We start from the raw sequence: 23,857 nt of genomic DNA, 5'->3' as shown, positions 1-23,857 counted from the left end.
AAGAAACCTGAACTTGATTGATGTCGATATCAGGCGGTTCCTTCTCTCCGAGTGTAGCGCTTACATAATTTAACAACAACCTGATAAACTATAGGACTTGACTAAATATATCATCCATATCACCAAATGGAAATAGATGGTATAACAAACCTATAATTTTCCATGTAAACGCTTTAATTTGAGTAGTATTACGAATGATATACTTGCATATATAAGCATTTTTAAAGGAGGAACTCATGAATTTCACAGGAAAAGGCGCTTATGAGACCGGTGAATATGTCAATTTTTTCCACAAATCGGGGTATAGCGAAGAAGAAATCAACGTAAGACTGGAACGGATTTGGAATGATTTGTTCTATGGAGACGAACATACACGAATCTACTATCCTGTTGGCGAAGACAAAGGTTACATGCTGGATACGGGTAACGACGATGTACGTTCCGAAGGTATGTCCTATGGCATGATGATGGCTGTACAGATGGACAAGAAAGAGGAATTTGACCGTTTGTGGAATTACGCTGTGACATATATGCAACACACGGAAGGACGATATAAGGATTATTTTGCATGGCATTGCAAACCTGATGGAACCCGTCTATCTCCGGGGCCGGCTCCTGATGGTGAAGAGTTCTTTGCCATGGCATTATTTTTTGCCTCGAATCGCTGGGGTGATGGGCCGGCTCCTTACGATTACAAAACTCAAGCTCAAAAGATTCTACATGCATGTCTGCATCAAGGAGAACGAGGGGAAGGCGAGCCCATGTGGGAGCCGAGTAACCGGCTAATCAAGTTTATTCCAGAGTTACCTTTCAGCGATCCTTCCTATCATCTTCCTCATTTCTACGAACTGTTTGCCAAGTACGCCAATGAAGCAGATCAGACGTTCTGGAAAGAAGCTGCCGAAGCAAGCCGGGTTTATTTGCACAAGGCCTGTCATCCGGTAACCGGGCTATCACCTGAATACGCCAATTATGACGGGACTCCTGCCCCGATTCAGCCGCACGGGGATTTCAGGCATTTTTACAGCGATGCCTACCGCGTAGCAGCCAATATTGCATTAGACTGGGCATGGTTTGGTAAAGACCCGTGGCAAGTGGAACAATCCAATCGGATTCAGGCCTTTTTCAGTGATATCGACGTAGCGGATTATCGCCGTTATACGATTGAGGGTGAGGCTTTTGACGAACCTGCACTGCATCCCGTAGGTTTGCTGGCCACCAATGCGATGGCTTCACTGGCAGCAGACGGCCCTCATGCAGATGCTTTTGTTCGGTTATTCTGGAACACGCCGCTCCGCAAGGGAAAACGTCGTTATTATGATAACTGTCTTTATTTCTTCACGATGCTAGCCTTAAGCGGAAGATACAGGATGTATTAAAATATTTTAAAAAAAATTTGCTGCACCGGCTCTGTTTCGGATTGGGATATAGACGCAAAGACGACAAAAAAGACGGACCAAATCGCATATTGCGAACAAGGTCCGTCTTGGTTTTGTTTTTTACTTGGAAGATACGGATGATGCATCATAAGCGGACTGCATAATTTCCAGATAACGATTCATATTCAGCCCTTCCAGCCCTTTCACATATTCATCCCAGTCTTTCTCCAAACTCTTTGCTCCTGTGATAAATTGTAGTGCGTTCTGGTCGATATAATCCTTGATGTTGGTTTGCATCATGCTCGTTTCATCCGCAAGGGACGGATCAACCCACAATGCCCAATGCGGGAATACTTCTTTAGGTTCCTTTCCTTCCATCAACAGTGTCGCTTCATACAGACGACGTTCATACCCATCGTTAGCATAGATGTCTGTTCCCTGTACTTCCGCATCACGATATGCCCGGTGATGATTGTACTGGCTCAGCGCAGACCAGCTGTCATTCCGAGGCTCTTCCCCCGATGGAAGAGGGATGGCTTTGTAGAGTGGTTGCACCTGATCGTTCAAAGCAACTTCTCCCTCCTCCGGTTTGCGCCAGCTTGTGCCCTCTTCTCCCAGATATGAAGCCATAGCTCCTTCTTGCGTATAGAAGTAATCCAGCATTTTTATGGCTGTAATCTGCGTTTGCTCACTGGCTTTGTTGGTCAATACAAATGTTGCGCCAGGATCAACCGGATAGTTGTACGATGCATATTCAGCGTTCGGCCCTTTTAATGGTGGAATCGGATTATAATCATTGCCGTAAGGTGATCCTTCAGCTGTAGTTACGAACAAGGATGGATGCATGGCCGCTCCTGCACCCAGAAGCTGCGCATCGGCATTGTCTCCAATTTTTTTGAAGGCACCGACATTCTGTGTAAAAGCACCCGGATCAATCAAGCCTTCATCATATAAGGATTTGATGTACGTAAGACCTTCTTTCCACTCCGGTTTGTTCGCTACCGTTTCGACTTTGCCCTGATTCAGAATGAGGTAGTTCCGGTCATCGTCATAGATGAAACCATTCATCAGATAGGGAATGATGTGTACGCCAAAGTTCTCCGTTGAACCACTCAGCGGTACTTCATCTGCCTTGCCATTTCCGTTCGGATCTTTCGTTTTAAACGCTTTCAGCATTTCCCGGAACTCTTCTGTCGTTGTTGGTTCTTTGATATTCAGCTGCTCCATCCATTTGGTATTGACCCACATCTTGTTTGGATACGAACAGTGGAAACATTCATTCAGCCCGGTCAGTCCATAGATTTTACCGTCAGGCGCGGTATTCATCGCTTTGTAATACTCATTGCTATCCAGCACCTTCTTGATGTTAGGCGCATGCTGATCAATCAGATCGTTCAGCGGCAGAATTACACCCTGTTGCCCGAACTTCAACAAGTCTGTCTGTGAGAAACGATCCACCCAAGGGATAAGCAGGTACAGATCTGGATAGTCACCGGAAGCAAGGGAGATCTGTCTTTTTTCAGCTGCCCCGTCAAAAGGAACGGTCGTCCAATTAAACTTGATGTTGAACTTTTCCTCCATCTTCTTGGTGAATTTATTCGTAGCCAGGTTCATATCCGATCCTTGGTGCACAAATACATTCATCGGGACTTTTCCATTCGCATCTACTTCACCACTGCCTTTTTCCGAAGACGAGCAACCTGAAAGTACCAACGTAAGAAGCAACACACAAGCGAGTATCCATGCACTTGTTTTCCTCAATAAAATCCTCTCCCTCATGAAAGTTGTAATTAAACTTATCCTTTAACTGAGCCAATCAACATGCCTTGCACGAAATAACGCTGTACAAAAGGATAGATGATCAGAACCGGTAAGCTGGCCATGACAATCAAGGAGTACTTCATCAATTCAGCCATTTGCTGTTGTTTGATCATTTCGGAAGCGTCCATATTGCCCGAGCTGCCAAGAATAAGAATACTTCGTAAAATCAGCTGTAGCGGGTAGAGCGACTGCGATTTCAGATAAATGAGTGCGTCGAAATAGGCGTTCCATTGACCGACCGCGTACATTAATGAAAGCACCGCCACAATGGGCTTGGCAAGTGGTAATATGACACTGAAGATAAACCGAATATCACTGCACCCATCGATGTCAGCCGCCTCTGACAGCTCATCCGGTATGGAATTTTGAAAGAAGGTTCGCGCAATAATGACTTGCCATACCCAGATCGCATTCGGAATCAGAAGTGCCCAGCGTGTATCGATGAGTCCCAGGGATTTAACAACCAGATACGTTGGAATCAAGCCACCAGCAAAGAGCATAGTGAAGGTAATGAAAATCATCAGCGTACTGCGTCCAACAAAGGTCTTTTTGGACAATGGGTAAGCGATCATAATTGTTAATGCTACGCTGATAAATGTACCGCAGGCCGTATAGAACAATGAGTTGGCGTATCCCATCAGTACCTGTTCATTTCGCAATACAGCCTTGTATCCTTCGAATGACAGATCAACCGGCCAGAGCCATACTTTGCCAGAAGAAACGGCTGACGGACTGCTGAGTGATGAACTTACGATGTAGATCAGTGGATACAGCACAGCAACCAGCACGAGTGACAGAATGATGTAGATTGCCGTAATAAACAGACGATCCCCAAGCGATTCTCTGATGACAGGGTTTTTGTTCGCTCGTGAACGACCTGCCTGTGATTGTAAATTAGACATCCTTCAAGTCTCCTCCCCTCCGTGTGGTTACCATAGGCTTGTATTGGACAGCCGTTTTGCAGCTGCATTGACCGTTAACAACAAGATGAGATTAATGACAGAGTTGAACAAACCAACTGCCGTAGCGAAGCTATAGTTCGCATTGAGAAGTCCCATTTTGTAGACATACGTTGAGATAATCTCGGAAGCCGATAAGTTTAAAGGATTTTGCAGTAGATATATTTTCTCAAATCCTACCGCCATGATATTTCCGACACTTAGAATCAAAATAATGACGGCTGCCGGCAACAAGCCGGGTAAATCTACGTTAATAATCTTCTGCAGTCGATTGGCTCCATCCACTTTGGCGGCCTCATATAACGAAGGGTCAATGCCGGCAAGCGCAGCCAGATAGATGACTGCTGAATACCCCATACTTTGCCATACATCAGAAAAAACATAGATCGACCGGAAGATGTCTGGATTGCCAAGGAAATTCACCGATTCAAAGCCAAGTGCGCCTGCTATAGTATTGACAATACCAAGCCTCGGTGAGAGGAATAACATGATAATCGATACCATAACCACCGTGGATATGAAATAAGGCGCGTAGGTTACCATCTGTACGGTTTTCTTGAACTTCATGTTTTTGATTTCATTCAAAGCCAGTGCCAGCAAGATCGGGATCGGGAACCCGACAATGAGACTGTAAAATGAGATGAGAAGCGTATTTTTGATTAACATCATAAAAGCAGGATTCTGGAAAAGCAGGTCGAAATACTTGGTGCCAGCCCAAGGACTACCCCAAATTCCTTTGATGACGTTGTAATCCTTAAACGCGAGGACCGTATTTACCATCGGTACATATTTGAAAACGATAAAGTACACCACCGGAGGCAAAATAAGCAGATATAACTGCCAATGCCTCCTGAAACTTCTGGCTAGCGCATGCTGTAATGTTGATCGCTTGCGCTCCTTCACACCAGACTTGCTCTCACTTGTTATTGTTGTTCTCAGAATCATCCCCCCAGTCAGTGAACCCTTTGGTTGAAGTGAGCGTCACCTTGTATTGGTAGCGCTTTCTTTGTGCCCATATCATAAGTTCGACTTGAGGGAATCGTAAAGGTACATCTCGGACATCGGCGTACATTATACGCATAGATACTATATGGGCTACGTACATTCACCGACCTAATTATCCATCTTCCGAAATACACTTGGTGAAATGCCGCGTACACGCTTGAATGCTCTTCGAAATGAATGAGCACTGTTATATCCCGTAGAAAGTGCAATTTCATCAATGGTCTGATGACTTTCCCGAAGCAGTTCAGATGCTGCATTGATTCTCACCCGCTCCACATAATCGGAAAGATTCTCTCCGGTATGTTCTTTGAATAGTTGGGAGATGAATTTTTCGGATTTTCCCATATGTTCGGAAATGCGGCAGATCGTCAAATTCGCGTCTCCATATTGATTTTCTATATAACACGTAATTTCTTGTACGGTATCCGCATGTGTGGATGATCTTTTTCGTAGCACTTCTTTGCACATATCTTCGGTTAGGCGCTTGAATTTACCCCGTAATGCGGCAATGGAATCGGTAATCTGAATACTGGTTACACCATTTTTGTATTCTTCTGCAAAGGAATCATCGTGTTTAATTTTGGGCTCATCCAGCTTCAGGTATGTTCCCTTTAACTCCATTATAAATTGCTGTGCCATCTCATAGGAAAGTTCACGCTCCTCAAAATTGCGTACAAACAACTGATCCAAAATCCGAAGAGCCTCTTCCAGTTCCCCTGCCTTGATCGTATTCAGCAAGCGCTGTTCTGACTCAATGGGATAATAGTACATTTCATTTTCCTTCAATGTATCTTCGAATCGGACAAGCTCATCCACTCCCATATGAATCGCATATTCCATGGCTTGTTTGGCTTCATCAAATGAACGGCCTACGTCATTCCACACTTCGTATGCGGCTCCGGTACCGATTGTTGTTGATATCCGGTATTCCTTATAAATGAGTTCGGTTAATCTGCTGAGTTCGGACTCACAATGACGTATTGCTGGTTCCAGAGGCATCTTGGTTACGGGACATATAAAAGCAATCTGATCTGTGCCCCAGTCCGTCATCAGCACATCTGCATTCCATGCTGTCATTGTCTGTCTGATCATCAATTTCGCCACACCAAGCTCCTGAATCGTTTCTTCACTATCCAGACTCGCATAACCGTTCACCTTGAGCAGACCTGTGATTCCCTGGCTGTTCTCAATGGATAGTTGTGTCTGAGAAGAAATGGCTTCCAGCTCACGAGTCGTATAGAACTCACCCGTAAGCAGACGTTTGATGAATCCATCGCGCAAGAGCGGTATTTGTTCATTCAACGCGTTCTCCAGCGATTGATTATTGGCGATCAAATGATGAATATGGCTTGCCAGAAAATCATACTCATTGCGCCTTTTACCTGAAGGCTCACTGACTTGTTCTCTGAAGGCAGACAACAGTTTATAGATGGGGGCACTATTTCGATAGGCCAAGATCAGTCCAAAACCTAAACCAAGCGTTAATGTTGCAAGCGTAAAGGCCAATGTCACTTTTTTGATCTGATCCGCATTGGTCATAAGTGCTTTCTCGGGAATACCTGCCATGTAACTCCAGCCGTTTCGATCTGAATGAATGGATATGAGTAGCCGGCCAACTTCAATAGGCTGTACCTCATTCGAATGGTTACCAACATTTTGCGCCAAACGTTGCGCTTCTCCTTCATCAATACCCCGTGAGAAGATAATTTCGCCGTTCGCATCTCGAACCAAAGTCCAGCCGCCATACTGATCAACGATATGCTGCGTCAGGCTAGCCATCTCATCTTCATCAATTAAAACACCAATGGTAGCCTGTGGTTTATTGAAACTATTCAGCGGCAAGGATTGCAGAAAGGTAATTGCCGGTGCGGTGGTGCGCAAGTTGCTGCTTATTTCACGTTTGTAATTTTGAAGTGGAATAATCTCGTTAAAGTGCGGCTTTTTCAAAATCTGTTCACTCCACTGCTCGAAAGTCATCCCTTCCAAGGCGTTGGCTGCGTAATAATGTTCAGGTCTGTAATAAACCGTATTAGGTGTGATAATGACGTTATAGTTAGGAATGTAGATAAAAAAATGAGATAAGTATTCGTTTGTACTGCTGTACATGGATAAACTTCGTTGCATTTTACCTATGCCATAAACATTGTAGGCATCCAGTGGTTTGGGATCGGCAATCAAACGGTACAGCTCCTGATTGATGGCTAGTTGCCTCGTAAACGCTTCGACCTGTAGCAGATTCCGTTCAATGATTTCTTTTCCCAAATTCAGAGACTTCAGACTGTTCTCTATCGAGCTGGCCCTTGCCGCTTCGATGGATGCCCGATAAGAGGCGTATCCGGCGATCTGTGGAATCATTAGAATGATTAGATACGAAATCAAATAACGACGGAACATCGGTGAAAACTTGGACCATAGGAGCTTCAATGTACTCCCCCCTTTTTCTAATCAAGCGCTTACATTTCTCGGTTTATGATCATCATTTCATGATACAACGGGCATTTCTGAACAGTGAAGGTACAACTTCTTCCCTATGGTACATTTACACCTGTAGCTATACAATACTTGATTTCTATAGTGTAATGTGCCGCTTCACGAGACAAAGGCAATGAATAACACCCTTTTCGCTCATTCCATTTCGCTGTATCCATACATAAGTACAATAAAAATAACCTTCTCAAGTCATCAGATGACCTGAAAAGGTTATTTATTGCCACTAATTCGTGATGGAGATATCGATGTTCGTTAATTACTAACCGCTACGAATTTCCACTGTTGGTTCGTTGCACCCGTGTAGGTGTTCTGTTGAAGTTTGGCTCCATCCGATGTGGAAGCGTTCTCAACTTCAATGGCTTTATTGCTGTTCACATTGATAATGCTGTAGTACCCATTACCGAGATCATTCACTTTGAAATGTTGTGCCGTTGTATTGAGATTAGCCATGAGTTGCACGGCTTCACCATTGGTCTGGGTACCGTTACGAATGTCGATCACTTTATCCGGTGAGTTCACACTCGTCAGCGTGTAGTTGCCCCCACCAATGGAAGTCAGCACCCACTTCTGAGGGTTGCCGCCCAGATCACTCCACTGTTGTAATTGGAGGTTGTTCTGATTTTGACCACCAGGAACATCAATTACTTTGTTGGAATGACGTGCTACAATTTTGTACGTTGCACCGGAGACAAGGCCTGTAGACGGATTCGTTGGATTGGTTGGAGTACCGCTGCCATAATTCTGGGAGCGCTCATTGTACCAATTGAATAAGAAACGTCCCATCGCACTGCGTGAAGCATCTCCATCCCACTTCAGTCCTGCGGTTGGATCAGCAAATGAACTGCGTGCTCCCGGTTCGAGGATAAAACCATTCATATGAGCTGCGATGCTGACATTGCCCGCTGCATTGAAAATGGTTTTGGTATTCGTTCCAAAGCCTTCATTACTACCGTTGAACAGATTCCAATAAGCTGAATCACCCGGTTTGTTTTTGAACCACGTCACTTCTGTGATGTTAATTGGGTATTTATCCGCAGCTGCCTTCACATTGGTGTTCCATTGATCTTGCAGAATGTTGAAGTTGTCATAGGCTCCGTACCCTGGATACCAGTGAACTGCATAACCGTAGTTGTTCAGAGGGTCAGTCAGCGGATGACTTGCTGTCAGGCTGTAGAACTGGTTGTAACCCAGACCCGCAGCCCAGATGACGTTGTCTGCGCCCTGATTACGAATGGTGGAGATCATGGAATTTTGGAAGTTACGCAGGTCATTCCAATGATCCACGAAATCATTTTCCCCGTTGTATCCACCCCAGTGTCCGTTGGCATACGATTTCACCGGCTCATTAATCAGTTCGAAGTGAACATTGTCTGCACTTTTAATCTCTGGACGTGAGGCAAGATAACCCCAGATTTGATTGAACTTCTGCAAGTTGGCAGCTGTCGTAGCCTGATCATCCTTCAAAGTGAAGTCCAATCCCAGAACGACATATACGCCTTTTGTTTTTGCATACTGGATATAAGGAATGATGACGTTCTGCGTCACAGTCTGCACACCAGCAAAGTTGTATGTACCTGCCGCCACATCTCCCATGTCCTGACGATCAATGAACAGACGTACCTGATTCATTTTCCAGCCATGATTGCTACCATATTTCGGACTGGTATCCGCAAACGTGTCTGTGATGTCTTTCAGATAGGCCAATGTTGCGGCATGACGGTTGTTACCGTGAAGGTTGAGGTAATAATTACTGTCCTGATAAGTCCAGTATGCACCGGAAGGTTGATGCCAACCATTGAGAAGTACCGGTTGATTGTTGCTGTTGACCAAGTGTTTGCCACTCACTTTTAGTTTCCCCATAGGCATACCTACCCAAGCATCCGCTTTGCCGCCTCCCCATGGAGCAATTGTAATCAGTAATGCCAGAACGAGTAAAAGCTTACAAGACATCAACCATTTTTTCACTGCTATTCCTCCTGTTTGATTAAATTGGCTTACATTACTGCGATAGGAAGCTGCCGTCAAACCTGATTTTCAGCAAGATCAAGATATAGCCTCATCCAGACTCGGTCGGCGCGCGCTCCCTTAAGCCATTCCATATCCAATGATAACGCGTGTTGTAACACAACCGATTAGTTGTACGCCATTCTCTGAAATCCATCTCATCGAGGCAAGCTTCCTTGGTATAGTCCCTAATATAATTCTTGGAATCACTCATGAGATATGCCTCCTTTCGTTTAGGAATGTTTGAACAAGTTATAGCTGTACACCTCTTCGCTCTAAACGGCTATCCTACGATACCTGTACGTTCCACACTTTCCACGAAATATCGTTGCACAAACAGATAAATGATAATTAACGGGAGGATCGCAAGCAGAATACCCGTATCTTGAATCATGCTCAGATAGAACGGATCGGCCTGAGAGGCTGCACCGTCTGTAACCTGTTGAGCGAGATTGTACGGCAACGACGATAGCTGTGTTGACATGACCTTACTCGAAGTCAGATACGTTGTTGTATAGAAGCTGTCATTCCATTGCCATACGAAGGAAAACAGCATAACGGTGACCATGGACGGAATGGCATTCGGTAGCATGATACGAGTGAATGTGCGACTGATCCCGGCGCCGTCCACGTATGCCGCCTCCTCTACTTCTTTCGGAATACCTCTGAAGAATTGGCGGAATATAAAAATATACAAACCTGCTTTTAGTGAATTTGCGGTAACGGCTGTCAGGATAAACGGCCAGTACGTATTGAGCAGGTTTACCGGTTTCCCGGAAAACAGCGTCATCAGTCCCATCAGATCAAAGCTTTTCAGGTTCAGATACACCGGAATGAGAATGGTTGTTGTCGGCACCAGAATCGTCAGAATGACCCCTGCAAACAACCAGTTGCTTCCTTTGAACTTCAGTCTGGCGAATCCATAACCTGCAAGTGCGCATGAGGCTGTAGTCAACAGTGTTGTTGTGGCAGACAACGCAAACGTATTAAACAGCGTTACCCAGTAATCCATGACACGAATGGCCTGTTTAAAATTGTCAATCGAGAAGTTCTGCGGAATCCATACAACGACTGCCGAATAGAGATCGCCCTTGGCCTTGATCGATGTGGATATTTTTTGGAATATCGGAAATAAAATAACAAAGGAAAGTCCGGTGATCAGAACAAATCGGATGATAGACCACAGCCAACTCTTCCATTGCTCAAGCGATAATAATCGTGATGTCGTCACGCGGAATGCCCTCCTTTCTAATCTTGATAGAAGACTCGTTTTGAGAAAATGATCGATACGATCACTAGAATAATGGCAATGGCTACGAAATACACCCATGCCATCGCGGAGCTAAGACCAAAGTCAAATTTCACAAATCCCGTGTCCCGAATCAATTTGGTCATCGCATTATTCGCAAAGGAGTCAATAATCGTATAGATCGCGTTCACAAAAATAAGCGGGCTGACCATCGGAAACGTGATTTTCCAGAATGCCTCGTATCCTGTCGCCCCTTCCATCTTGGACGCTTCATAGAGCTGCGGGGAGATCGTTTGAATACCGGCAAGGAAGATCAAAATTTGTACACCCGATTGACTGACAATCTGGTAGATTCGATCAACTGCACCGCTTAAATACGTCACGATCCATTCGCTTACGCCTGCATTAAGCATCAGACCTTCCAGTTCCAATGTGCCAAAAGCACTTCCGCCTGTGCTGTTCTGGTTCACAGCTTCAATCAAACTTGAGCTTTCGAGCGACATTATGACGCCGGATGCCAGAATAACAGGCAAGAAAAAGATCGATCTGGCCACAGCACGGCCTCTGAATTTCTGATTCAGAATGACTGCAAGGAACAAACTGAAAATGACAATAAGCGGCACGTTCACAAGTACGTCTGTAATCGACTCAATCAGTGCCCGGTTAAAGCTTGTATTAACGGTAAGTGCCTGAATATAATTGGCGAATCCCGTAAATTGAATCGCAATTCCTTCTGCATTGGCTTGAATGGTGCTCATGCTGTATCGCAGAGATGCCAACAGCGGAACGAAGAAAAACAATACAAATCCGATCAGCCACGGAAGTACGTAAATGACACCCCACATTGCTTTTTGCTGAGCATACGTACGACTTCCCCATTTCGATTTCAGGAGTGTCTTCAGAGCTGCTCACCACCAGTCACATAGCTTAGGGCTTCAACGGTATGATTCTCTACTTCAACAGAAGAGTCATTGTAATTGACAATCACATATCCTCCGCCTTCATAGGTTGTTCGAAATACACCTTCACTCAAAGATTCATGAGTAATCATTGGACGTCCGATGAACGACCCGTTCACTTGGCTGACTTCGGTATAAATCTCCGCTGCCAGATCCATCCACTGCTCGTAATTTGCAGCATACAGGTTGTTATAGTCCGTTTCTTTCACCACATGGTTAGGCGCATTAAACCAGGCAAAATAAGGGCTCGCCCCATATTCAATCAGCTTCAGCACATACTGTCTTGCATCGGTATACGTGGACAGATTATACGGAGAACCGGTATAAGGAATACGGCCGTGAACGACCAGCTGAAAGAACGGAACTTCTTCATCCTCCAGTTTGAACCGGCTACTGCTCATCGGAGCATCCGTAAGGCCTGTAATGTAAGGAAGCGCGTAAGCGTTACCTCCTTCAGCCACAATGGAGCCCGCTTGTTGTTTAATTTGATCCAACGCTTTTCGAACCGTATCCAGTGCCTGCGTCCGATCAAGCAATTTCTTCGGATTCATATCACTGTTTAACTGCTCTGCCATATCTCTTAGGGAAATGCCTCCCGCCTGGAGTGATTCCATGTCCTTAAGCATATCTGTTGTCACATCGTCAATCTCATTCGGTGAGAGGACATATGAAGCTGATAAATCTTTCGCCCGTCGCTCCAAAGCCAGATCCATTGGATATAGAATCGCAGGTTCCTGTGTTAAAGACCGGGAAGCCTCACTCGATGGACTGAATCCTTTCTTCGATTGCACGTGAAGTACAGCTACATCGGGATAAAATCCAATTCCTGCTTCACTCGTAAAAGCGCCGAACTCTTTCATTCCTTTTTTCCCGCCAATTACTCCGTCCACCTTAATGGAATCCGGCAGTCGGTGATGCAGTCCGTCGTTGAACCATCCGGCATAACGTACTTGAATGTTCGATACGTTTTTTTCCATCAACTTCGAAAGAATCTCTTTTCCCTCATCAAAGGTCGTCAGAGCTTCTGTGGAGTTATACGGTATACCGAGCATATGCTGTCTCGTTGTCATTCCTCCAAAAAGCTTGAGATAAAAAGGGATTGAAGCCTGCTCCTCAGATAATTTCATCTCAGGAAGTCCTCCATTTTGTACCAGGTACTCCCGGTACAGTGAGGCCAGACCCGAATACGAAGCCTGCTCCGCACCTACAAATGCGTAACGAACTACAAAATCAGACGACGTCGGTTTATTCTGAAACTTCGGCAATGTACGAACCATGTCACTGGACTGAAGTGTAATATCACTTTTGTTCACGACATAGAAACTGGGATATACGTTATTGTAGCTGTTCAGCTTACCGCTGATATCCGCATTCACTACAGCCACCGCATCCCCTTCTTCGATAATTCCCAGAAAAGCACCTTCCGGACGAATCACGCCAAATACAGGCAATCTCGCTTTGCTTTCATTGGAACTGGCTTCACGCAGCTTCATCGTTAAGTCGGGGCCGTAAATATCTTGCTGGTAGGATGGGTATTGCAATTTACCATTGTTAAAATGAATCAGAGCTCCCGAACCGTCTGGTACGAGAATCGATCCATCCTCCTTGGAGCCTCCAGCTCCGAAATACTCCAGCACAGACAGAGTGTTGATTGGATACTCTTCTGGAAAATGAATACCGGAAGCTGGCACTCGTACTTTCAGCTGCTCTCCGTCCAGTTCATACTCCATCGTGAGCATGAACAGACGTGGCCCACTACGTTCTTGCTCAATGCCATGCTCCGCATGATCTTTGGCAAGGTCTTCTTCTGTGTATCCGGCGTCTTCAAAGGCTTTCAGAGCACGCGTCAACTGTAAACCCTGCATAGCTTTGTCGATCCGGTTGTACACGCCCTCATCTTTATCTTCCGCGTATCCTACTTTCAACGCCCGTTCGCCAGATTTATCGAGCTTCGCCAGCACGTATTGTTCAAAACGTTCCTTGCTAATTTTTACCGGAAGATCTTCAATGGATCGCTCCGTGTTGCCGAATTGATAGTGCACGCGCACCCCGTTTGGCAAAGCTTCATAGCTCACTTGTTTGTGCCGAACACTGTCCGTGTACGAATTCACCATACTGCTCTGGCCTGAACTGTTGAAAAAGCTAAGTCTGGATTGAGAGGACAGAAGGTCCTTGTTAATTCCGGCTGCAATGCCATCCTTCTCGCGTTCTTCCGGGTTACTGCGCCAGATTTGGCCGCTTTTACTGTGGATAACGGCAATCTCGGCGGTCTCTTCGTTGATCAACAATTGCAAAGCATTGTTTCGGGCGACGCCGATCATGCCGGGAATGCGGGCATCGCTAAAAGCAGATTTCAGTTTTTCTCCGGGAGGCAGGGAAGGAATCTCCACTTGACTAACATCTGCTGCCGTCTCGCGAGCTGCCGTAGATGGCGAGAACTGGCAACCGCTTAGAAGCAAGCTGCTCACCAGCAGTATTCCGGTTATTTTTTTGGCTGCGGCATATTTCATTGTGATTTCCTCCTTCCTAGCCCCGAAGCACTAATTCCTGATAGATGGTATAAACAAAAGAAACGATCTGCTGCACAAGGCTAAAGAACAACAAACATAGAAATGCCATAAATGCCATAGCTACTAGCGTGAGCAGCATCGTTAGAATCGTTTTGGCCGGTGTGTACTGATGTACGGTCATGTTGCCTACAAATAAAAGATACACGGTCCAGCAAACCGCAATCGCGTTAGAGAAGTAATAAAATGCCGTTTCCTGTGCAGAAATAGCGAGACTCAGCCAGATCCACGGGAAATGCACCAGAAACATCGGAACCAGGGCAAAACACGTAGACATGAAAATTTCAGAGAACTTGCCCTCGCCATCCATCAAGGTGGTTAACGACCAGTTGGCCACACACCAGAACAACACGGGAATAACAACGTACACCATCTCAAGTAGGCTGTTCAGGTACTTGGGATTGTTAAAATTAATCAGAAAGCCACTGTATTGGGCTTGCAAAATTTTAGTGAATACAAGCAACACCATAATCATCAAAGAGATCAGCAGTGTCGTTTTTTGATTCCGCTCATATTTCAATTCCCAATACCCGTCAAAGGGATGAAAAATAAGATGAAGCGGGTACTGATACAATTGTTTACTTGATGCCTGCATTCGTTGTCCTCCTTTTCTGCCTGCGAACGATGGCGATGGTGACGAACGCAGCTACAGCCAGGAATATACCGGACATCACCCATGAAAAGTGTTCACGCATCAGTTCTTTCCGATAGAGAAGAAAAGCTTTGGAATACCCTTGACGCTCCATGCTTTGCTTGAAGTATTGCGCCGACTCGGCATATTCTTTCTGGCGAAGCAGCGCTTTACCAATACCTGCATAGGCATATTCCAGATTGGCATTCATCTCGGCAGCCTTCGCAAACAGTTCCGAAGACTGATCTTCTTCTCCGTTGTAATAACTGCGCACGGCATCATGTAGTGTGCGTCCATACTCTGTCGTTTGAAATACGGTAATTTCACCGAGCGCTTTATCCAGTACAAGCATCCGGTCTCCCGCTCGCTCTAGCGCAACAGGTGTATTAAACATGCCCAAGCGGTTCCCGATACCGCCAAAAATATGGAGCAGATAGCCGTCGCCATTGTAGGTAAAGATACGGCCCCTGTTTGAATCGAGAACAGAGTACATGTCACTGTCGCCCACATCCACATCAATCAGACGTGATGGTCCAGCTTCCGTGGTATATCTCAGATCACCTTGAGGTGCTGAATATCCTTCTCTCCGCAAAATATCTGTTCCTTGAGCATTCAATTTCTTAATGGGATCTTTGCCACGATCACCGCTCGTTGCGTAGATAAATCCTTCTTTGTCCATATCCAGATTGGTGAACTCGGTTGGAGTGAACATGACCATCTGACTGCGCTGCTCCCGAGTAGCGAATCGTTTCCAGAGATATTCAACCGGATCAACCTGAACCCGATTCGCACCAATGAAAGAGGAAAACTCACCATCGGCGCTGAATTCCATAAATCCGTCAAATACACCTGCGGCCATTACGTAAATGCGCTCCCCCTGATCCATCACAATCCGAATGGGTTTGAATTGAAAGTCCTCATTTAACAAGTCCGACTTGGGTTCAGATACAATTTTCACAAGCTGTCCCTTGTTATTCAAATGCACAACCCGCTGATTATCCGAATCAGCAATCAATAAATCTCCTTTTTCCGTTACAAACAACCCTTGCGGGTTTTTAAACTGATCTTCTTTGCCGTCGTTTTTGAACGACTCAATGGTGCGCACAAGCTTAAAATTGCGATCCATTTCTACAATTCTTCCATTGCCCGAATCAAGCACATAGACACGCTCATCTGCGGTAACATGCATATCACTTGGTTCCTTGAAGGGCGTTAAATTCAGCTTCTCACCTGTAATAATCGTTGTGGCTTCGTAAGCAGCAGGAGCTGGAACGGTATCTCCGTAATAGGAATAATGATAGGCATCTGGCTCACCGTCTGCGCTCACAGGCAGTGCCGCTGAACTGAACAGCAGGAGGCAGACCATGCCCATGATGACCCATTTACGTTGTTTCCATGTGCTTTTTCGCGTGCTATGTTGCACTTTGCTGCCTCCTTTCTATTCTTTCATGCCCGAAGTAGCCATCGTCTGCATCACACTGCTCTGAGAGATAACAAACAACGTGATCGGTACGATCATGAGCAGTAGCGCTACTGCAGCACCAACCCCTGCTCTGGCAATCCCGCCTTGTACGATCTGACTGAGTGCATAATGCAACGTTTTGAGATTTTCACTGTAAATAAAACTACCGCCGTCTGTTCCCCATAGGGCAGGGAATTGCAAAATCATAAGTGTGAGCCATGCTGGCTTCACGTTAGGCATCACAATGCTCCAAAAAATCCGATATTCATTCGCACCATCAATCTTCGCCGCTTCCAGCAACGCATCCGGAATCTGTTCCATGAACTGTTTCATTAGAAACAGCCCGAGTGAGAATGCCAGCGAAGGCACAATGATGGAAGCGTGTGTGTTGATCCAGCCCAGCCAGGACATCACCATGTAGTTCGGAATTGCCGTAACGTGCGGCGAGAACATCAATGACAGAATAACAATGGTAAATAATATTTTTGATCCCGGAAAACGATATTTTGCCAAAGGGTAAGCCGCTGCAGAAGCAAGAAGAATGTGCCCAGCCGTGCCCACTAGTGTAATGAGAAGTGTATTAGCAATATATCTAGACAAAGGTACCCAGGAATTGCCCATCAGATTAATCAAATCTGCGAAATTTTCTGTCGTCGGATTGTTCACCCAGAAGCGCGGCGGGAAAATAAACAGCTCATCCAGCGGCTTAAAGGCATTGTTGACCGCATAAATCAACGGAAGCACCATAAATGATCCGAACACAGCCAGTAGCGCAAACAACATGAAACTGACGGTAAATGACCGGTTAAGTCTCTTCGGCATGCCGAAGACGGCACGTACTTTGCTGGTCATCGTCATTCACCTATCTTTCTCAGCATTTTTTGCGTGAAAATGTTCGTTCCAAGCATCAGTGCAAACAACACGGTTGCGATCGCTGAAGCATATCCCATCTCAAAGCGAATCGTACCAAAGTCCATTAAATGAGTGACTACCGTATGCGCTGCATAGTTAACACTTGGGAATCCAGCCAAGGCAATCGAAATTTCGGCTACTGCGAACGAGGCTGTAATCTGCATGACTGCACCAAACATCAACTGAGGTCTCATGGATGGCAGCGTAATATACCAGAGCTCCTGCCAGCGGTTCTTGATACCGTCCACCGTTCCGGCTTCCACCAGCGAGCGGTCAATCGTCTGCAAACCTGCAATAAAAGCCAAAAAGCTGGTTCCGAGGCTAAGCCATAGCTGCACCAATATAACGATGCCCAGTACATACTTCTCGTTGGTAAGCCACTGAATCGGCTCCAGAATCACGCCAAGGCGCATAAGGAATCCGTTCATATATCCGTAGCTGTCACCGGAGAAAATGATCAGCCAGATGAAAAATACATTACCCGAGATCGATGGTGCATAGAAAACCAATGTCATAACTGCCCGGACTTTAGGAGACAGCTCATTGATGATCCAGGCAAACAAAAAACAGGCAATATAACTGACTGGACCGGTGATCACTGCAAAAAGCAACGTGTTTTTGAGTGCGATTAGAAATACGTCGTCGTTCAGGAACAACCGGGAATAGTTTTGCCAACCGACAAAACGTGGAAATTCCAGCATATTAAAGTGAAAAAAGCTAAGACCGAGCGATATGCCGACCGGAATAACCGTAAACATGAAAAAGATCAGCATAAATGGTGCCATTAAGACGTAATAATGCCTGCTGAGATACAGATTCCTTTTCAATAAGGACCACCAGCCGACCTGGCGTGTATGCATAACAGGAGCGGCGGCTGTCTTGGATGTTTTTGCTTGCAACCGTTACCCTCCCTTTCCTTTATTTCAGATTAAATTCCTTGCGTTTCAGTTCAATCTCATCGTCAATATATAGTACATAGTCTGATAAAGCCTCACGTGGATTTTCATTCGCGTTAACCACTTTTCGGAAAGCATTATCCAAATGTCGACCTGTAAAATAGCCCCCTGGCATCTGCGGAATCCCTTGCACCCATTCCCATTGTTTCTCCAGGTTCTGGTAATCCTTCACTGGCCAAGGTAACTGTTCTAAAGCTTCAATGTTCGCTGTAGGATAACGAGCAGCCGCTCCCATCAGGCCTTCCATTTCTCGTCCATACTCGATCTGGGTTGACTCATCCGTCCACCACTTCATGAATTTCCATGCCGCTTCTTTGTTGCTGGCATTTTCGAGCATCATGACCGCACTACTCGCGCTAGCTACCTCATGCCGTATAGAACCATCCGGAAGCTGTGTGCCAGGCACAATCGTGAAGTCCCACAGGTTGCGGATTTCCGGTGCTAATACCGTCAGCATGTTATAAGTCGTGTAATCGGCAATGCCAATCGGCATTTCTCCTGTACGGAAACGGTTCGGGAAATCGGCTTTCAACGGAAATTTGTAATTCGTATAAAATTGCGTCCAGCGTTTGAATGCTTCCATCGAAATTTCCGAATCAAGAGCACTCTTTCTCCCGTCTTCGGTGTAGAAATTTCCGTCATTTTGATACAACAGCATCGCAAAGGTTGCGTTAGGAACCATGTTGGCATTGTTCAGCGTATCTTCAATCGGCAGATAGAACTCCATATTGTGTTTTTGCAACACAGCGATCGCATTATACACGTCCTGCCAAGTTTTTGGCGGCTCCAGACCCAGTTCATTCAATATATCCTTGCGGTAAAAAAGCATTGGGAAATGCTGTTGCTCCGGTAGTGCGTACACTCCACCGTCATACTCATAAGGTGTTATTCCGCTTGCACGGAATCTGCTGGCCACCTCTTTGAAATCCGGGAACTTGCTCAGATCTGCTGCCGCATTTCTCATCGCATAGTTCACAGGAATATCTTCACCCATTTGCATCGCTACATCGGGACCTTCCCCAGCCAGCGTGGCGGGTAACAAAATATTCGGCGGCACAAGTCTCAGTTGCACAGACACATCGGTATCCGGTGTAAACGTATCGTCAATCATGCCCTTAAGCACTTGAGCCTGATCCCGTCCGGTGGTGATCCATACGGTGATCGAGTCCTTCTTTTTCTCCACGTTACCGATGCTGTCATAGTCTTCCGTATAGGAAGCAACATAGGCACCAAGTTCGTGTTTCACTTGTTGGAACGCAGACGCTTCAGCCTTTGGCATTTCTTGTCCTGAAGGAGCTATAACCAGGTAATCCATCGTGATCGGTTGCTCACGTACGGTCAGAATCCATGTGCCTAGGCCACCGACGTTAATTTTGAATGTATCCAATCGTTTCGGAACGGTTTCCGGCCTTGCCGCCATATCCTTGAGCTGTACAACCATGGCATTCAGAATAGCTACTTTATCACTCTGTTCCCCGGTTGCTTTTTCGAGATACTCAGCGACAGATGTGAGTACAACAGCTTGTTTTTCAAAAACCTCAGTCATCTCTGGAATACGTTTCTCCAACTGATAATCCCGAAGTGGATCAGGTTTGTTGGAGGTAATCATTAGAATTTTGCGGTACATTTCATTTAATTCAAGTACGCTTGATTCTACGGTTCGAAGTAACGGGGCAATATCGCCAAGTGTGACCGTCATCCGTAAGCGGTGTTTTCCTTTCTCCAGATGGAACTGATAAGGCTCATCTTCACCGCTTCCAAGCACTTGTGTCTGCCAAGACGGACTATAGTTGAAGCGAATTCGCTTCATCTCTTCAAAAGGAGCTTTGCCGTTAATGGTAAGACTTCGTGTAGCATAGATACCCCGAAGCTGATCCTGTTTTACTTTTAACGCAATCTGGTACAAACCATCCTCAGGCACATCAATCTCCCATTCAACCCATTCCCCAGGAAGTTTCCAGTTCACGCCTCCGATGGCATTGATCCGAATTTTGGATACGTCGTAGGGTTCCAGGGATGGACTGGATCGATCCGAGATGGGCGCAAGTGTAGGTGAAGATTTGGTGATTGCTTCTTCGCCTTGCACTTTCAGCATGATGGGGCTGGCTGGCTTTAAACCTAATGAATCATACGTCTTCTGGATTTCGGCATACGTAGGAACGGCCTCTTCCTGATAGAGTTCGATGTAATCAATCGCCATACTCTCTCTGAGAGAAGTCAAAGATAATTGCTGGTTGCCTTTTTCAAAATAAAACTGGAACGGTTCCTCAAAATATCCGGCACTATCTCGAAACGAAGCGAGCTGCCATTCCGGCTTCTCCACCTGTCTTGGTCTGAGATCGTTGCCTCGATCATCCTGCCGGACGTGATCTTCGCGATTGCCCCATACCCTGTCGAACAGAAGTACATCCGCTTCCCGAAAAGGAACTTCTCCGTTTAACTCCAGCTTGCGCTCGATTCCGGAGCTTTTGCCTTCGACAGGATAATAGTGAATGCGAACCTGATATAAACCACTCACTTGAACGGGAACATCCCAGCGAATGGTTCCGGATTCGGGTGTAATGACTGCACTGCCGTCCAGCCCTTCATATCCTTGCACCACCTTGAACTCTCCGTTATCCGCCTCCGTATAAGCTTCACCTTGAATCCTTACGGTCGTGTCCGGTTTGGCAGTGCTCGCATACGTTTCCTGATAATGTTCATAACTTCGTGAATCCCTGGTGCCCGCTACAGCTTCAAAATCCTCAAGTGCATGCACTGTCCCGGGGTTCTGATTCTTGGATGGATAGATCACGATGATCGAGAACACCAAAGCCAGAACAAGTGCCAGAATCAGTACCTTTTTCTTACGTGACCGCATGTTTGCAAGTATCCCCTTTCCTGTGGACGTAGCGTATCAAAAATTGAAGGATTGACTAACCCGGACAGACCGCGCTTCTTACTCGCGCGTTCTGCCCGTATTAGCAGTGCTTATTTGTATACCTCATCTATTGCGGCTTGGAAAGGAGCCTTGTATTTCTCGATCAGCGTGGATACGGATACGCCTTCTTTCAGTTCTCCATCGAAATCCCAATAAGGAAGGGACGGGAACGTGTTATGGTCGAGAACAAGCATGCCAGCTGCCACTTCTCTGGCGTTGTTAATATCTGCTTCATCCGTCAGATGTCTTTCCAGTGTGGATTGTTCCGGATAATCATAGATGGAATCAATCTCATTGATTTTTTCCCAGATGTACATCAGTTGCTCCGGATTTTCTACCGCTTTAGGGATGGTGATCGCTTGATAACGGGATTCGCCAGAATGGTAGGCAGAAGCACTTGGTCCTTTCGGGTACGGCAAGAAGCCGATATCATAGTCGGGCATATCTGTTTTAATGCCTTCAATCTCGTACATTGCGCCAGAGTACATCAGTGTATTTCCTTGACGGAAGAAGGTAGCGGGTTCAGTCCAGTCACCGCCTTCTGTTGGTCTGCCCACTTTCTCTGTAGCCAATTTGTTCAAGAAATTAAGCGCTTCTTTTGTTTTTGGATCTTCAAGGTTCTGTTTATCCTCTTTGGTCAGTGAAGCTTCGTTGGAATACAGGATGGGTTCAAGCAGGCCCGTTTGAGCGAGGCCCCACGTATCCAGCTTCCCGTCATTATTCCGGTCTTTGTTGGCTTGCTTGGCAACAGCCAGGAAGTTATCCCAATTCCATTCGTCAGCATCGACATATTCCTGCAGTGGCTTCAGGCCAAGCTCCTGCATCAGAGTACGGTTGTAGAAAATACCGTTGATAAACGAAGACTTATCTTCCGTAAATCCGTAACCTTTCCCTTCGTACTGCATATATTCCTTGGTTGTTTTTTGATTGAATACTTGGTCGTTCTTGATATAATCATCTACCGGCCACAGCAGATCCTGTTTGGTCAGTGCCGGAATAGCGTAGTTTTTACCGAGTCTGACAAAGTCGCCGAGCGGCTCGCCTGCCATTAAGGAGGCTACAACTTTTTCTTGATATTCACCAAAATCGATGGATACGTATTCGATATTGAAGTTATGTTTTTTCTTCAAAGCTTCGAGGTTCTCGAGTCGTTTGATATTGTCCGGATTGTTATCTGTAATTTGCATATCCCACCACGCCACAACCTTAATCGTTCTGCCACCCATGTCAAAATCCATCTCCGGTGTAGAATTTTCATTTTTCGGCTCGGTTTCGGCTGGTGCTTGCTCTTCCTGTGGTGCCGGTTTTTCGGGTGCCGGCTCAGCAGCAGGTGCAGAACTACAAGCATTGATCATCAACATGACCGCAAACAAAAGACTCAGTAGCATAAACTTGTTTTTCTTCATTGTCTTCCCCCCTGATTGTCGTGTGCTACCAAAGTGTATCGTTCAAATGTAAGCGCAAACAACCTGCTTAAATACAGGTGTTTACCCGGTCAGATTATAGATCGGGTTCATTTGAGGAGTGATTTGGGGTATTTCGCCTGCAATTGGTAAAGAAATGCACTATCTGCAAAATAATGCACATTGTATGCGCTTTCTTTCCTTCCCATAATGAAACTAAGCCTTATTTCAGTTGAACAGTGGATCGGAATATCAGGAGAAGGTGAGGTCATGCTTCATGTACAGTGTTTTACTTGTTGATTATAGCCGCCGCTTGTGTAGAGAGCTTGAACAGCTTCTGCAAGATAACAAATTCCCATTTACAATTACAGAATCGGTATCCTCTTCAAACGCTGCTCTTGCCGCACTGTCTAACCGGGATTTCAGTGTTGTCGTCGTGTATACAGAGCAGTACGATACGGCGGGATTATGGTTGTGTCACCACATTCGAAAAACAAACGATATCCCTATTCTCCTGCTCGGTGGAAGGGATCAATTCAGACTGGTCCGCAAAGCATTAACTTATCAGGTGAATGATTATTTACCCTCACCTTTTAGCGCTTCCGCGCTTGTACACAGTTTATATGAACTTCTGAACAAACTTGGGCCTGTTCCCGTGAAAAAAAGCCCTGCCGTCAAGCCTACGATTCAGCTCAATGGCAAAGCGATGGATTCCAATCACGTGATTCGGATCGTGAAAGCTTATGTAAGAGATCATCTGAATGAAGAGATTACGTTGAAAAAGATCGCTGATATGTTACATTTCAATTGTGCCTATCTTGGTCAGAAGTTTAAAATGCAAGAAAAGGTTTCCTTTAATGACTATATGTTGAAGGAGCGAATGAAAAAAGCCAAACAGCTTCTCCTGTCCACCGACCTGCGGATTTACGAAATTGCTCTGGAGGTCGGATATCGGGATATCGATTGGTTTTATAAAAAATTCAAAGCTTACGCTGGGTCAAGTCCCAATGCCTATCGCAGACAAAAGACTCACACGGCTTAATTTAATAAGTAATATACGGAGCCGTTTGTGTTTCGGAGCGTATCCCAGGCTACATATATAGAAAAATCTATCTAATGAAAAGCACGCAGGATTTCCTA

Annotated in this window: 17 protein-coding genes; 2 read left to right on the top strand and 15 right to left on the bottom strand. The window is 45.6% G+C overall.

The features are described from left to right. Window positions 1-236: 236 nt before the first annotated feature. On the top strand, window positions 237-1,379 hold the full coding sequence (locus Q9R46_RS09530; protein WP_311279830.1) for a family 8 glycosyl hydrolase: 1,143 nt from the start codon (window positions 237-239) through the stop codon (window positions 1,377-1,379). A gap of 120 nt (window positions 1,380-1,499) precedes the next feature. Here Q9R46_RS09530 and Q9R46_RS09525 read toward each other — a convergent pair whose 3' ends face one another. The 15 genes from Q9R46_RS09525 to Q9R46_RS09455 form a co-directional block, all read right to left on the bottom strand. Continuing rightward, window positions 1,500-3,158: an ABC transporter substrate-binding protein gene (locus tag Q9R46_RS09525; RefSeq protein WP_397386335.1), complete on the bottom strand. Its 1,659-nt coding sequence runs from the start codon at window positions 3,156-3,158 to the stop codon at window positions 1,500-1,502. A 17-nt stretch (window positions 3,159-3,175) separates the two neighbouring features. Next, window positions 3,176-4,102 carry a carbohydrate ABC transporter permease gene (locus Q9R46_RS09520; protein ID WP_145413000.1) on the bottom strand — a complete coding sequence of 309 codons (927 nt, stop codon included), beginning with the start codon at window positions 4,100-4,102 and terminating at the stop codon, window positions 3,176-3,178. A gap of 27 nt (window positions 4,103-4,129) precedes the next feature. Next, entirely contained in the window at window positions 4,130-4,984 is an 855-nt protein-coding gene (locus Q9R46_RS09515; protein ID WP_397386371.1) for an ABC transporter permease, read from the bottom strand. Window positions 4,985-5,272: 288 nt separating this feature from the next. Then, window positions 5,273-7,588: a helix-turn-helix domain-containing protein gene (locus Q9R46_RS09510; RefSeq protein ID WP_311279827.1), complete on the bottom strand. Its 2,316-nt coding sequence runs from the start codon at window positions 7,586-7,588 to the stop codon at window positions 5,273-5,275. 318 nt (window positions 7,589-7,906) lie between these two features. Beyond that, on the bottom strand, window positions 7,907-9,619 hold the full coding sequence (locus Q9R46_RS09505) for an RICIN domain-containing protein (protein WP_145330744.1): 1,713 nt from the start codon (window positions 9,617-9,619) through the stop codon (window positions 7,907-7,909). Between the two features lie 91 nt (window positions 9,620-9,710). Further along, window positions 9,711-9,872 (bottom strand): hypothetical protein, encoded by a 162-nt coding sequence (locus tag Q9R46_RS09500; protein WP_311279826.1) that lies wholly within the window; start codon window positions 9,870-9,872, stop codon window positions 9,711-9,713. Window positions 9,873-9,941: 69 nt separating this feature from the next. Continuing rightward, window positions 9,942-10,889, bottom strand: coding sequence for a carbohydrate ABC transporter permease (locus tag Q9R46_RS09495; protein ID WP_311279825.1), 948 nt, complete (start codon window positions 10,887-10,889; stop codon window positions 9,942-9,944). Between the two features lie 17 nt (window positions 10,890-10,906). Continuing rightward, on the bottom strand, window positions 10,907-11,752 hold the full coding sequence (locus tag Q9R46_RS09490) for a carbohydrate ABC transporter permease (protein ID WP_311279824.1): 846 nt from the start codon (window positions 11,750-11,752) through the stop codon (window positions 10,907-10,909). Between the two features lie 53 nt (window positions 11,753-11,805). Then, window positions 11,806-14,376, bottom strand: a complete 2,571-nt coding sequence (locus Q9R46_RS09485) for a DUF5696 domain-containing protein (protein ID WP_311279823.1) — start codon at window positions 14,374-14,376, stop codon at window positions 11,806-11,808. A 16-nt stretch (window positions 14,377-14,392) separates the two neighbouring features. Then, complete coding sequence (locus tag Q9R46_RS09480; RefSeq protein ID WP_145412998.1) at window positions 14,393-15,028, bottom strand: YIP1 family protein; 636 nt, start codon at window positions 15,026-15,028, stop codon at window positions 14,393-14,395. Further along, window positions 15,012-16,436: a hypothetical protein gene (locus Q9R46_RS09475; RefSeq protein WP_397386370.1), complete on the bottom strand. Its 1,425-nt coding sequence runs from the start codon at window positions 16,434-16,436 to the stop codon at window positions 15,012-15,014. Before Q9R46_RS09475 ends, Q9R46_RS09480 begins: the two co-directional genes overlap by 17 nt. Window positions 16,437-16,502: 66 nt before the next feature. Next, window positions 16,503-17,378 (bottom strand): carbohydrate ABC transporter permease, encoded by an 876-nt coding sequence (locus Q9R46_RS09470; RefSeq protein WP_090915952.1) that lies wholly within the window; start codon window positions 17,376-17,378, stop codon window positions 16,503-16,505. 2 nt (window positions 17,379-17,380) lie between these two features. Further along, on the bottom strand, window positions 17,381-18,298 hold the full coding sequence (locus Q9R46_RS09465; protein WP_397386369.1) for a carbohydrate ABC transporter permease: 918 nt from the start codon (window positions 18,296-18,298) through the stop codon (window positions 17,381-17,383). Window positions 18,299-18,356: 58 nt separating this feature from the next. Beyond that, window positions 18,357-21,254: an extracellular solute-binding protein gene (locus Q9R46_RS09460; protein ID WP_311279820.1), complete on the bottom strand. Its 2,898-nt coding sequence runs from the start codon at window positions 21,252-21,254 to the stop codon at window positions 18,357-18,359. A gap of 110 nt (window positions 21,255-21,364) precedes the next feature. Continuing rightward, entirely contained in the window at window positions 21,365-22,720 is a 1,356-nt protein-coding gene (locus tag Q9R46_RS09455; RefSeq protein ID WP_145412997.1) for an extracellular solute-binding protein, read from the bottom strand. A 274-nt stretch (window positions 22,721-22,994) separates the two neighbouring features. Here Q9R46_RS09455 and Q9R46_RS09450 point away from each other — a divergent pair, with 274 nt between their 5' ends. Next, window positions 22,995-23,759: a helix-turn-helix domain-containing protein gene (locus Q9R46_RS09450; protein ID WP_311279819.1), complete on the top strand. Its 765-nt coding sequence runs from the start codon at window positions 22,995-22,997 to the stop codon at window positions 23,757-23,759. Window positions 23,760-23,857: the final 98 nt, after the last annotated feature.

Origin of the sequence: Paenibacillus sp. RRE4 (assembly GCF_031844205.1) — a bacterium.
Taxonomy (GTDB): Bacteria; Bacillota; Bacilli; order Paenibacillales; family Paenibacillaceae; genus Paenibacillus; species Paenibacillus xylanexedens_B.
This window is presented reverse-complemented; position numbering and strand designations above follow the sequence as displayed.

Excerpts from the sequence above, each read along its gene's own strand:
- Q9R46_RS09530 (WP_311279830.1), top strand. The coding sequence starts at position 237 with ATGAATTTCACAGGAAAAGGCGCTTATGAGACCGGTGAATATGTCAAT.
- Q9R46_RS09525 (WP_397386335.1), bottom strand. The coding sequence starts at position 3,158 with ATGAGGGAGAGGATTTTATTGAGGAAAACAAGTGCATGGATACTCGCT.
- Q9R46_RS09520 (WP_145413000.1), bottom strand. The coding sequence starts at position 4,102 with ATGTCTAATTTACAATCACAGGCAGGTCGTTCACGAGCGAACAAAAAC.
- Q9R46_RS09500 (WP_311279826.1), bottom strand. The coding sequence starts at position 9,872 with ATGAGTGATTCCAAGAATTATATTAGGGACTATACCAAGGAAGCTTGC.
- Q9R46_RS09490 (WP_311279824.1), bottom strand. The coding sequence starts at position 11,752 with ATGTGGGGTGTCATTTACGTACTTCCGTGGCTGATCGGATTTGTATTG.
- Q9R46_RS09485 (WP_311279823.1), bottom strand. The coding sequence starts at position 14,376 with ATGAAATATGCCGCAGCCAAAAAAATAACCGGAATACTGCTGGTGAGC.
- Q9R46_RS09480 (WP_145412998.1), bottom strand. The coding sequence starts at position 15,028 with ATGCAGGCATCAAGTAAACAATTGTATCAGTACCCGCTTCATCTTATT.
- Q9R46_RS09475 (WP_397386370.1), bottom strand. The coding sequence starts at position 16,436 with ATGGGCATGGTCTGCCTCCTGCTGTTCAGTTCAGCGGCACTGCCTGTG.
- Q9R46_RS09470 (WP_090915952.1), bottom strand. The coding sequence starts at position 17,378 with ATGACCAGCAAAGTACGTGCCGTCTTCGGCATGCCGAAGAGACTTAAC.
- Q9R46_RS09465 (WP_397386369.1), bottom strand. The coding sequence starts at position 18,298 with ATGCATACACGCCAGGTCGGCTGGTGGTCCTTATTGAAAAGGAATCTG.
- Q9R46_RS09460 (WP_311279820.1), bottom strand. The coding sequence starts at position 21,254 with ATGCGGTCACGTAAGAAAAAGGTACTGATTCTGGCACTTGTTCTGGCT.
- Q9R46_RS09455 (WP_145412997.1), bottom strand. The coding sequence starts at position 22,720 with ATGAAGAAAAACAAGTTTATGCTACTGAGTCTTTTGTTTGCGGTCATG.
- Q9R46_RS09450 (WP_311279819.1), top strand. The coding sequence starts at position 22,995 with ATGTACAGTGTTTTACTTGTTGATTATAGCCGCCGCTTGTGTAGAGAG.